Below are 11,498 nucleotides of genomic sequence, written 5' to 3'. Positions count from 1 at the left end.
CGGGCGTCAGCGTATGGCGTCGTCCAGCCAGGCCAGCAGGTCGGCGACGACCTCCCCTCGGTTGGTCTCGTTGAACAGTTCGTGGCGGGCGCCCGGGTAGGTGCGGTAGGTCAGCCGGTTCAGGCCGGCCTTCCGGTACCGCTCGACGAGGAGGTCGCTGAGCGACAGGTGGGCGTTGAGCGGGTCCTGGTCGCCGACCAGGACGTACACGGGCAGGTCCTCCGGGATGCCGATCGGCTCGGCGAGGCGGGAGGACGCGGCCGTGTACAGCTCGGCCATGGCCGTGTCGTCGAGGGTGAAGCCGCACCAGGGGTCGGCCAGGTAGGCGTCGACCTGCGCCTCGTCGCGGCTGAGCCAGTCCGCGTCCGTCCTGGCGGGCTGGAAGGGGGCGTTGAACGCGGCCATCACGTCGGGGCCCGCCTCGGCCAGCCGCGCGAAGAGCCCGTCCACGGCCGTGGTCCCGCTCAGCACCAGGACGTCGGCCAGGCCGGGGTGGTCCATCACGTACTGCTGGGCGGCGAACGAGCCGAGGCTGTGGCCGAGCAGCACCAGCGGCACGCCGGGGTGGCGCTGCCTCACCGTCGCGGAGAGGGTCGCGAGGTCCTCGACGAGCCGGTTCCAGCCGTCGTCCCCGAGGACGCCGGGGCCGGCGTGCATGCTCAGCCCGTGGCCGCGGTGGTCGTCGGCGTAGACGGCGTAGCCGCGGGCGGCCAGCGCCTGGGCGAGGGGGGCGTAGCGGGCGGAGTGCTCGCCCATGCCGTGGGCGATCTGGACGACGCCGCGCGGCGGGCCCTCCGGCAGCCATTCGCGTACGTGGAGGGTGACGTCGTCGCTGGTGGTGAAGGTGAACATGGCGGTCCCTGAGGGGTCGGGCGGTGGTGGCTGGATGGCGCGCTTGAGGATCTTGCCGGTGGCCCCCTTGGGGAGGGCGGGCAGGAACCACACGCGCCGGGGATATTTGTAGGCGGCGACGCGCCGCTGGACGAAGTCGCGTATCTCGTCGGCGTCGGCGCGGGTGCCCGGCTTGAGGGCGACGGCCGCGGCGACCTCCTCGCCGAGGCGGTCGTGGGGGACGCCGATGACCGCGGCCTCGGCGACGGCGGGGTGTTCGTAGAGCACCTCCTCCAGCTCGCGCGGGTAGACGTTGTACCCGCCGCGGATGATGAGGTCCTTGGTGCGGTCCACGATATAGAGGTATCCGTCCTTGTCCTGGCGGGCGAGGTCGCCCGTGCGCAGCCAGCCGTCGGGGATCGTCTCGAAGGTCTCCCTGGGGCGGTTCCAGTAGCCGTGCATCAGGTTCGGGCCGCGGACGGCGATCTCGCCGACCTCGCCGGTGCCGACCTCGGCACCGGCGGCGTCGAGCAGCCGCACCGCGACGTCCCGGACGGGCGTGCCGATGGAGCCGGCCTTGCGCGGGCGGTCGGGGTGGTTGAAGGAGACCAGGGGGGACGTCTCCGAGAGGCCGTAGCCTTCCAGGATCACGCAGTCGAACGTCTTCTCGAAGCCGTGCAGGACCTCGACAGGAAGCGAGGCGCCGCCGGAGACGCACAGGCGCAGGCTGGAGACGTCGGCCGCGGCGGCGCCGGGGTGGTGGAGCAGCCCGGCGTACATGGTGGGCACGCCGTCGAAGACGGTCACCCGGTCCCGGGCGATGATCTCGAAGACGCCGCCGGGGTCGAAGCGGGGCATCAGGGTGAGGCAGGCGCCGCTGAGCACGGCGGAGTTCATGGCGCAGGTCTGCCCGAAGGTGTGGAAGAGGGGCAGCGCTCCGAGGATCACGTCCTTGGGGCCCAGGTGCTGGATGGTCGCGACGTTGACCGCGCAGTTGTGGGCAAGCGCGCCATGGGTGAGGGCGGCACCCTTGGGCCGGCCCGTCGTCCCCGAGGTGTAGAGGATCACGGCGATGTCGCCGTCACGGCGGTCCGCCTCGTAGCCGGCCCGGGCGGGCGCCTCGCCTTCGGGCGCCTCGAAGGCGCCGGGGAGGACCCCGACCAGCCGGACGCCGGCCGCGGCTGCGCCTTCGGCGGCCTCGCCGGGGCCCTCGTGCCAGGCGTAGATGAGGGCGGCGCCCGAGTCCTGGAGGTGGTACGCGGTCTCCCGCTCCTTCAGCAGCGGGTTCAGCGGGACCACGACGCCGCCGGCCCGCAGCACGCCGTAGTAGAGGGCGACGAACTCGGGGACGTTGGGCAGCATCAGGGCCACGCGGTCGCCGGCCGCCAGGCCCCGGCCGCGCAGCTCGGCGGCGACGCGGGCCGAGACGCGGTCGAGGCCGGCGTAGGTCAGCTCACGCTCGCCCAGGCGCACGGCGGCGCGGTCCGGGAAGCGGCGGGCCGCTTCGATCAGATTCCTCGCCAGGTTTGTCACGACGCATCTCCCCGGATATCAGCCATTGACATCCGCGTCATGGTGCGCCGTCGGACCGCCGGTCGGCCATGGCGCCGCTCACAGAGTTCGCCCCGGCGCTTTGTCGCTGGGAACAATCAGCGCCCGGGTCCCGAGACGATCGAGGGTGGTCGACAATGTCGAACGCCAGTCACTCGAACCGTTCGCCGTATAAGAGGTATGCGCTCGCGCCGGCAGGCGACAGATCGGAGATCCGGCAGGTCAGGAAGGGGGCCGGGGTGCGGGGCGCGATTCGGCAGCGATTCGGCAATGTCGAACGAATCTCTTGATTGCCGCCATCGGCCGACCTAGAGTGCGGCAGCACTTCACCCCGACCTTTGTGAGGAATCACCATGCTTTTCAGACCGGCAGCGGCCCTGACGGCCGCCGCGATACTCGTCTCCACGGCCGCCTGCGCCTCCGACAGCGACTCCGGCGGTGACGGCGGCACCGTCACGGTCGGCGCGATCCTGTCCATGTCCGGGGTCTACTCGACGCTCGGCCCGGCGCAGCGGAACGCCATGGACCTGGGCGTCCAGGCGCTCAACGAGACGGGCTTCACCGTCGCCGGCGAGCAGTACGAGCTGGAGATCAGCTACGCCGACGACGGGTCCGACCCGGCCACCACCGGCGTGACCGCCCTGCGGGAGATGACCCAGGCCCAGGAACTCCCGGTCATCGCCTACGGCTTGGGCTCGGCGACCTACGTGCCGCAGCTCGAACGCACGCCCGTCCCGATGATCAACGTCCTGGACAGCTCGTACCCCAGCATCCTCGACCTGAACGAGAACCTCTTCCTCACCCGCGGCGGCTCGCCGACCTATGTGCCGGGCTGCCTCCACTACGCCAGGGAGGAGCTCGGCGCCGCCTCCGTCTCGGTCATCACCGCCTCGGGCGAGCCCTACGGCGAGGGCCTGACCCAGCTGGTCCAGGAGTCGGCCGGGCGGGAGGGCGTGGAGATCGCGGCGAGCAGTGAGTTCCCGCTGGGGGCGACCGACTACAGCAACGCGATCGGCGAGGCGGTGGCGGCGGACCCGGACGCGATCTACCTGAGCAGCGTGACGGGCGTGATCCTGCCGGTCCTCAAGCAGCTTCGGCAGTCCGGCTACGACGGCCCCGTCCTGCACAGCAGCGGCGTCAACCCCGAACAGGCCGAGGAGATCCTCGGCAGTGGCTTCGACACGATCATGACGAACAATTACGACTGTGCCGGAACGCTGCCCACCACCTCGGCCAACCCCGCGACGAGCGCGTTCGCCGAGGATTACCAGGCCGCCTACGACGAGTACCCGCAGGATCTGACCATGTGGGCCTACGACTTCCCCTTCATCGTCGCCGAGGCGATGGAACGGGCCGGGACCACGACCGACCCGCAGGCGATCACCGAGGCGCTGCACGAGATCGAGGTGCCCGAGGGCACCGTCAGCGGCTGGATTGCCGGTGAGGACGGGCGGCTCTTCACGGACCGCGGCGCCCGCACGGCCTCGGAGGTCACCACCTGGTGCTCCGGTCAGCAGACCATCGACAGCGCCCTCACCTTCGATGTCGTCGACGGCGAGATCGTGTCGCCCGAGCTCGCGGCGGACCCCTGCTCATGAGTCAGGTTCTCGTCAACGGCGTCTTCCTCGGCTGTCTGTTCGCCGTCATCGCCGTCGGGCTCACCCTCGTCTACGGCGTGATGGAGGTGCCCAACTTCGCGCACGCCGGCGTCATCGTCCTGGCCGCCTACACCACCTGGTGGGCCAGTGACGCCGGAGCCCCCTTCGTCCTCGCCGCCCTGGCCGGGATCGCCTGCGGCGGCGCGGTCTCGGTGCTGACCGAGGTGCTGGCCTACCGGTGGATCATCGACAACCCCGCCGCCGCGCCCGCCGTCGCCCTCGGGCTGCTGCTGATCCTCCAGAACACCGCGCTGCGGATGTACGGCGGGGACGGCCGTTCGCTGGACACCCCCTACGACGACGCGCTTCTGGAGTTCGGCGGGGTGTCGCTGTCCGGCGTGAGGATCGCGCTGATCGTGCTGGCGTTCGCGTCCCTTGCCGCCCTGCACCTGCTGCTGACGCGCACGTCGCTGGGCCGGGCGATGCGGGCGGTCGCCCAGGACCGGGAGGCGGCGGCCATGCTCGGCATCCCGATGCGCCGGCAGTTCACGCTCGCCTTCCTCATCGCGGGACTGCTGGCCGGCGTCGCGGCCGTCGCCTACGCGCCGACCTTCCAGGTCTCGCCCTACATGGCCGACACGGTTCTGCTCAGTGCCTTCGTCGTCGTGGTCCTCGGGGGAATGGGCAGCGTGGGCGGCGCGGTGGCCGGCGGGATGGTCCTCGGCATCGCCGAGAGCCTGGGCTCGGCCTACGTCAGCTCCTCCTACCAGAGCGCCTTCGGATTCCTCCTCCTCGTGACCGTCCTCGTCTGGCGCCCCTCGGGGCTCGCCGGCGCCCAGGCAAGAAGGGTGGCCTGACGTGCACACCTCCGCACCACTGAACGGACCGCCGCCCTGGCTGCGGCACGGAGGGGCCCTGGGCGGAATCGCCGCGCTGGGCCTGCTCGCCCACGGGATGCTGACCTCGCTCGAAGGCGAGCAGGGCCAGGTCGCGCTGCTCGCCGTGATGTGGACCATCGCCCTCACCGGCCTGAACCTGGTCCAGGGGCTCGGGGGTTACCCGAGCCTGGCGCACGCGGCGTTCTACGGCGGCGGCGCCTACCTCTCGGCGATCCTCCTCGAAGAGGGCCTGTCCATGACCGTGGCCGCGCTCCTCGCGGTCACCGGGACCATGCTGGCCGGGCTGGTCGTCGCCCTCGTCTTCAGCCGCACCCGCGGCCAGTACTTCGCCATCGGCACCCTCTTCTTCACCGCCGTCATCACCCTGGTCCTCACCAACGCCACCGACTGGACCGGTGGCCCCAACGGCCGCCCCGTCGACCTCGGCTACACCCTGGACGACACCATCACCCTGATGGCCCTCTCCCTCTCCGTGGCCCTGGCCCTGTACTACGTCCTGGCCCGCAGCCGCCTCGGGGCCCGCCTGCGCGCCATCCGCGAGGACGAGGACCTCGCCCAGCACCTCGGCGTCCCGACCGCCCGCGTCAAACTCCTCGCCTTCGTCCTCTCCGCCGGCTTCGGCGCCTGGGCCGGCGTCCTCTTCGCCCAGTACAACGGCGTCATCGCCCCCTCCCAGTTCTCCTTCACCCAGAGCTTCCTCATGTTCGTCGCCATCGGCCTCGCCGGAGCGGGACGCCTCCTGGCCCCCGTCGTCGGCAGCGCCGTCGTCCTCACCCTCACCCAACTCCTCGACCTGGGCCCCGGAGTCAGCCAGATCGTCCTCGGCGTCCTCTTCGTCGCCGTCACCCTCGTCGCCCCCGAGGGCATCCTCGGCGGACTCGCCGCCCTCTGGCACCGCCTGCGCCCCGCCGTCCTCACCGGCGGGGCCCGGAAGGAGGCCGCCACCCCATGACCACACTGCTCCACGCCCAGGGACTCACCAAGAAATTCGGCGGCGTCGCCGCCGTCGACGACGTCTCCTTCACCCTCGACGCGGGCTCGATCCTCGGGCTCATCGGTCCCAACGGCTCCGGCAAGACGACGCTGCTGAGCATCCTCGCCGGCACGCACGCCCCCACGGCCGGCACCGTGAGCCTCGACGGGCGCACGGCGTCCGGGCGCGGCGCCCACCGGGCGGCCCGGGCCGGGATCGCCCGCACCTTCCAGACCACCCGCCTCTTCCCCACCTGGACCCTCCGCGACAGCCTCCGCCTCGCCCACGGCGAACGGAACAGGCGGCAGCCGGGGCGGCACACGACCTGGCCGGACGAGGAACTGGCCCGCGTTCTCGCCCTGGACGGACTGCTGGACCGCCCCTGCGCCGGTCTCACCAGCGCCGCCCAGCGGCTGGCGATGATCGCCCTCGCCCTGGCCACCGGGCCTCGCGTCCTCCTCCTGGACGAACCCGCCGTCGGCATGGACCACAACGAGGCGGACATCCTCGGCGAGGCCGTCCGCCGGGTCGCCGACGACCTGGGCGTGGGCGTCGTCGTGGTCGATCACAACATGCGTTTCCTCATGCCCCTGGCCGACACCGTGCTGGTCATGGCCGCGGGTGCCGTCCTCGCCACCGGCACCCCCGAGGAGATCCGCACCGACAAAGCCGTCATCACCTCCTACCTGGGAGGAGCCTGAGCATGCTCACCGTCCACGACCTCACCGTCGCCTTCGGCCCCACCACCGCCGTGCGCGACCTCACCCTCCACGCCGGGACCGGCACCGTCACCGGCATCCTCGGCGCCAACGGCGCCGGCAAGACCACCACCCTCCTGGGCATCCACCACCGCGTCCCCCGGCGCACCGGCCGCATCACCCTCGACGACCAGGACGTCACCGCGTACGACACCACCGCCCTGGTGCGTGCCGGCATCGCGCTGTGCCCCGAGAACCGGCGGCTGTTCCCCAACCTGACCATCGAGGACAACCTGCTGCTGGGGGCCTACGGGCAGGGACGCGTGACCTGCCGAAGGCGCCTGGAGCGCATCTACGGGCGTTTCCCCTGGCTGCACGGACGCCGCGACGAAGCCGCCGGACGCCTCAGCGGCGGCCAGCAGCAGACCGTCGCTATCGCCCGCGCCCTCATGTCCGAACCCCGCCTCATCCTCCTGGACGAACCCTCAAGCGGTCTTTCCCCCGTCGCCGTGGACGAGGTCGGCCAGGTCCTCCACGACATCGCAGCCGAGGGCACCACGATGCTCCTGGTCGAGCAGAACGTCCGCCTCGTCGAGACGCTGTGCACCACCGCCTACGTCCTCGCCCACGGCCGGATCACCGCCCACGGCCCGGTCGCCGAACTCCTCGGCACCGACACTGTGTCCGACGCCTACCTGGGGACGGCGGGCTGACGAACCGGCCGGGCCCGGCGGCGGCGAGCCGCCCGCCGGGCCCGACGGGCGTTCAGGCGGTAACGCCCGGGGCGGCGTAGTCGTAGAAGCCCCGGCCGCTCTTCCGGCCGAGCCTGCCGGCGGCGACCATCCGGCGCAGCAGCGCGGGGGCCGCGTACAGGGGCTCCTTGAACTCCTCGTACATGGACCGGGCCACGGCCTGGGCGGTGTCGAGGCCGATGAGGTCGAGGAGGCGCAGGGGGCCCATGGGGTGGGCGCAGCCCAGTTCCATGCCCCGGTCGATGTCGTCCGCGGCGGCGACGCCGGACTCCAGCATCCGGACGGCGGCGAGCAGGTAGGGGATCAGCAGGGCGTTGACCACGAAGCCCGACTGGTCCGAGGCGAGGATGGCCTCCTTGCCGAGCTGCGCGGTGGCCAGATGCCGGGCGCGGTCGAGGGTTTCCGTGCTGGTGGTCAGCGCGGGGATCAGCTCGACCAGCCGCTGCACGGGCACGGGGTTGAAGAAGTGCAGGCCGACGACCCGGTCCGGGCGCCGGGTGGCGACGGCGAGGTCGACGATCGGGATGGACGAGGTGTTGGTCGCGAGGATGGCCTCGGGGTCGGCGACCGCCTTGTCCAGGGTGCGGATGACGTCGGTCTTGACGGCGGGGTTCTCGGCGACGGCCTCGATGACGAACTGGCGGTCGGCCATGTCGCCGAGGTCGTGGGTGAAGGCGAGGCGGGAGCGGGCGGCGTCCCGCTCGGCGCCGGTGATCTTGCCTCGCTCGACCGCGCGGTCCAGGGAGGCGGTCAGACGCCGCCGTCCGGCGCGGACGGCGTCCGGGGTGGCCTCGGCGACGAGGACCTCGATGCCGCGCAGGGCGGCGACCTCGGCGATGCCGGAGCCCATCAGGCCGCAGCCGACGACGCCGAGACGGGAAATGGCTTCCATGGTGTCTCCAGAGGTAAGGGAGGCGGAGCGCGCCCATGGAGGAGCATATGGCACTTGGTGTCGCTCTTGAAGGTACTGAGTGCCTTCTAGGTGGGGCTGTCGCCTCTGGCCGCGGCCTCGACCTCCTGGACGACCCGCCACATCGGGGCGCCGCGCCGCGCGACCACGACCACCACGTCGGCGGGCGGCCCCGGGTCGCCGAAGGACTCCCGGACGTAGGCCATCGCCTCGTCCATGGCGGCGGTGGCGTCGTCGTCGCCGCCCGACCGCAGCCAGGAGCGGAGGGCGTTGTTGTGCGCGGCGACCACCGCGGCGGCGATGACATCGGCGCGCAGGGAGCCGCCGGGCCGGCCGGCGAAGCGGGTGCGCAGGTACTGGGCGAGGGTGCGCTCGTACCTCCAGACGACGGCCAGCTCGTGGGTGCGCAGCCCGGGGACCTTCCGGGTCAGCCGGTAGCGCTGGACGGAGAACTCCGGGTTCTCCGCGTACATGCGCAGCACCAGGCGGGCGGCCTCGCAGACCCGCTCGACCGGGTGGCCGTCGTCGTCGGCGGCGAGGAAGCGGGTCATGTCGGCCAGGCACCGGTCGTGATCGGGGAAGACGACCGCTTCCTTGGACGGGAAGTGGCGGAAGAACGAGCGGCGTCCCACCCCGGCGCGCGCGACGATGTCGTCGATGGTGGTCTGCTCGAAGCCGCGCGCGAGGAAGAGCTGGAACGCGGCCTCGACGATGGCCTCCCGCATCGGCGGCTTCGCCGTCCCGCTCTCCGTCGCCTGCTTCCGGCCGCGTGCCTCGGTCATGGCGGGAACATAACACCGGCATGACGCGATGGCACTCAGTATGCATAATCGAGGGTACTGAGTGCCATTCCTGGCGTTCCCGTTCCCCCCTTCTCCCACTGGAGCCCCGATGCATCAGGATTTCGATCTCTACCGCCCGTCGGAGGAGCATGTGCTGCTCCGGGAGTCCGTGCGTGCGCTGGCGGAGGCGAAGATCGCCCCGTACGCGGCCGAGGTCGATGAGGAGGGGCGTTTCCCCCGGGAGGCCCTGGACGCGCTGGTCGCTGCCGACCTGCACGCGGTGCACGTCCCCGAGGAGTTCGGCGGCGCCGGCGCCGACGCCCTGGCCACGGTGATCGTGATCGAGGAGGTCGCGCGGGTGTGCTGTTCCTCCTCCCTGATCCCGGCCGTCAACAAGCTCGGCTCGCTCCCGGTGGCCCTTTCGGGCTCCAAGGAGCTGAAGGCCAGGTACCTCACGCCGCTGGCCCGCGGCGAGGCGATGTTCTCCTACTGCCTGTCCGAGCCGGACGCCGGCTCCGACGCCGGGGGCATGAAGACCCGCGCGGTCCGCGACGGCGACCACTACGTCCTCAACGGCGTCAAGCGCTGGATCACCAACGCCGGCGTCTCCGAGTACTACACCGTCATGGCCCTCACCGACCCCGAGAAGCGCACCCGCGGCGGCATCTCCGCCTTCGTCGTCGAGAAGTCGGACGAGGGCGTCTCCTTCGGCGCCCCCGAGAAGAAACTCGGCATCAAGGGCTCCCCCACCCGCGAGGTCTACCTCGACAACGTCCGCATCCCCGCCGGCCGCATGATCGGCGAGGAGGGCACCGGCTTCACCACCGCCATGCGCACCCTGGACCACACCCGCATCACCATCGCCGCCCAGGCCCTGGGCGTCGCCCAGGGCGCCCTGGACTACGCCAAGGGCTACGTCCGCGAACGCAAGCAGTTCGGCAAGCCCATCGGCGACTTCCAGGGCATCCAGTTCATGCTCGCCGACATGGCCATGAAGCTGGAGGCCGCCCGCCAGCTCACCTACGCCGCCGCCGCGAAGTCCGAACGCAACGACCCCGACCTGACGTTCTTCGGCGCCGCCGCCAAGTGCTACGCCTCCGACGCCGCGATGGAGATCACCACCGACGCCGTCCAGCTCCTGGGCGGCTACGGCTACACCCGCGACTACCCCCTCGAACGCATGATGCGCGACGCCAAGATCACCCAGATCTACGAAGGCACCAACCAGGTCCAACGCATCGTCATGGCACGCAACCTGCCCTGACCGTAAGGGAGACGGGGCCTCAGGCGGCGTCCGCGGGGACCAGCCGCAGCGCGCGGAGCGCGACGCCGAGGTCGGTCACCGCGCCGGGGTCCTTCAGCGAGCGGCCGGTCAGCTCCTCGACCGCGCGCAGCCGGTACCGGACGGTGTTGGGGTGGCAGAAGAGCCGTCGCCCGACCTCGTCCGCGGAGCCGCCCGCGGCGTACCAGACCTCCAGGGTTTCCAGCAGCCGGTCCCGCTCGCGCCGCGGCAGCCCCAGCACCCCCTCCAGCACGGCCCCGGCCAGCCGCCGCGCCTCCTCGGGGGCCGCCGCCGCCAGCATGGCGACGGGGCTGTCGCTGAACTGGGCCAAACCGGGCTTCCCGGCCGGCAGGCCGGCGAGCGCAAGCCGGGCGAGCCGCAGGGCCCGCGGTGTGTCGCTCAGCGCGTCGTACCGCGGGCTGACGCCGAGGCGGGTGCCGTGCTCCCGGAGGATGTCCAGGGCCGTGGCCTCGGCGTCGGCCGAGCGGACGGACAGCACGCCGATCTGCTGGTCGGGCAGGAGCCGCCAGGCGGACGGCACCTGGCCGGCCAGCAGCGCGGCCTCGACGCCGGGCAGCGCCTCCTGGCCGGGCGCCGGAACGTCCGCCGCCGCGACGAGGTAGGGGCCGGTGGCCGAGAGGCCGAGCGTCCTGGCGGCCTCCCACTGGGTGACCCGGTCGGTGATGACGCCCGTGAACAGGGCCTCCACGAGGACGGAACGCTCCCGCTCGCGGCGCAGCGTGAGCTCGGCCGCGGTCTCCCGGTAGGCCATGGCCATCGTGTCGGAGTACTCGCCGACCAGCCGCCACACCTCGGCGGCCAGCGGCACCAGCGTCTCGCTCGACACGCCCTCGGTGCGGCGGGCCTCGACGACCAGCTCGGACCAGAGCAGCTCGAAGCCGGTCCGGAAGGCGTAGAGCACCTCGGGCAGCGGAATCCCCTGGAGGGCCCGATCGCGACCGGTCTTGCGGGCCGGTGCGAGGTCCGGCGGCCGGTCGGGGGTGAGCAGGTGCCGGAGCGGCAGTTCGAGGTTCCGGCGGCAGGACTCCCGCAGGGAGTCGGCGGGCACCCGGTCCTCGTCGCGGTAGGACTCCAGCTCGGCGCGGAGGTTCCGGGCCAGCCGGTCCCCCAGCTCGGGCGCCCGGCGCAGCAGCGCCGACACCACGGAGATGGTCTCGCTGCGCGACGCCGGGTGGTCCATGGCCGCAGCGTACCGCCGCGC

General features: G+C 72.1%; 10 protein-coding genes and 1 pseudogene. 6 read left to right on the top strand and 5 right to left on the bottom strand.

Going from position 1 to position 11,498, the window contains the following annotated elements; translation table 11 throughout:
• Positions 1-6 precede the first annotated feature (6 nt).
• Positions 7-852, bottom strand: coding sequence for an alpha/beta hydrolase (locus tag RM780_RS11215; protein ID WP_311630510.1), 846 nt, complete (start codon positions 850-852; stop codon positions 7-9).
• 24 nt (positions 853-876) lie between these two features.
• A pseudogene (locus tag RM780_RS11210) lies at positions 877-2,364 on the bottom strand (long-chain-fatty-acid--CoA ligase); the annotation flags it as partial.
• 371 nt (positions 2,365-2,735) lie between these two features.
• Between RM780_RS11210 and RM780_RS11205 the strand changes: the two are divergent.
• The 5 genes from RM780_RS11205 to RM780_RS11185 are packed head-to-tail and all read left to right on the top strand — an operon-like array spanning position 2,736 to position 7,263.
• Positions 2,736-3,980: an ABC transporter substrate-binding protein gene (locus RM780_RS11205; RefSeq protein ID WP_311630477.1), complete on the top strand. Its 1,245-nt coding sequence runs from the start codon at positions 2,736-2,738 to the stop codon at positions 3,978-3,980.
• On the top strand, positions 3,977-4,837 hold the full coding sequence (locus RM780_RS11200; protein WP_311630475.1) for a branched-chain amino acid ABC transporter permease: 861 nt from the start codon (positions 3,977-3,979) through the stop codon (positions 4,835-4,837). Before RM780_RS11205 ends, RM780_RS11200 begins: the two co-directional genes overlap by 4 nt.
• A gap of 1 nt (position 4,838) precedes the next feature.
• A complete protein-coding gene (locus RM780_RS11195) occupies positions 4,839-5,831 on the top strand; it encodes a branched-chain amino acid ABC transporter permease (protein WP_311630474.1) in 993 nt (330 codons plus the stop codon).
• A complete protein-coding gene (locus tag RM780_RS11190) occupies positions 5,828-6,553 on the top strand; it encodes an ABC transporter ATP-binding protein (RefSeq protein WP_311630473.1) in 726 nt (241 codons plus the stop codon). Before RM780_RS11195 ends, RM780_RS11190 begins: the two co-directional genes overlap by 4 nt.
• Before the next feature lie 2 nt (positions 6,554-6,555).
• Complete coding sequence (locus RM780_RS11185; protein WP_311630472.1) at positions 6,556-7,263, top strand: ABC transporter ATP-binding protein; 708 nt, start codon at positions 6,556-6,558, stop codon at positions 7,261-7,263.
• A 52-nt stretch (positions 7,264-7,315) separates the two neighbouring features.
• Here the strand turns inward: RM780_RS11185 and RM780_RS11180 are convergent, their stop codons facing one another.
• Together RM780_RS11180 and RM780_RS11175 are read right to left on the bottom strand one after the other, a co-directional pair.
• Positions 7,316-8,194 carry a 3-hydroxybutyryl-CoA dehydrogenase gene (locus tag RM780_RS11180; protein WP_311630471.1) on the bottom strand — a complete coding sequence of 293 codons (879 nt, stop codon included), beginning with the start codon at positions 8,192-8,194 and terminating at the stop codon, positions 7,316-7,318.
• An 86-nt stretch (positions 8,195-8,280) separates the two neighbouring features.
• A complete protein-coding gene (locus RM780_RS11175) occupies positions 8,281-8,937 on the bottom strand; it encodes a TetR family transcriptional regulator (protein WP_311630509.1) in 657 nt (218 codons plus the stop codon).
• 166 nt (positions 8,938-9,103) lie between these two features.
• Here RM780_RS11175 and RM780_RS11170 point away from each other — a divergent pair, with 166 nt between their 5' ends.
• Positions 9,104-10,258, top strand: coding sequence for an acyl-CoA dehydrogenase family protein (locus tag RM780_RS11170; protein WP_311630470.1), 1,155 nt, complete (start codon positions 9,104-9,106; stop codon positions 10,256-10,258).
• Between the two features lie 19 nt (positions 10,259-10,277).
• Here RM780_RS11170 and RM780_RS11165 read toward each other — a convergent pair whose 3' ends face one another.
• Positions 10,278-11,477, bottom strand: a complete 1,200-nt coding sequence (locus RM780_RS11165) for a PucR family transcriptional regulator (RefSeq protein ID WP_311630469.1) — start codon at positions 11,475-11,477, stop codon at positions 10,278-10,280.
• Positions 11,478-11,498: the final 21 nt, after the last annotated feature.

Origin of the sequence: Streptomyces boetiae (genome assembly GCF_031845405.1) — a bacterium.
In the GTDB taxonomy this organism is placed as follows: Bacteria; Actinomycetota; Actinomycetes; order Streptomycetales; family Streptomycetaceae; genus Streptomyces; species Streptomyces boetiae.
This window is presented reverse-complemented; position numbering and strand designations above follow the sequence as displayed.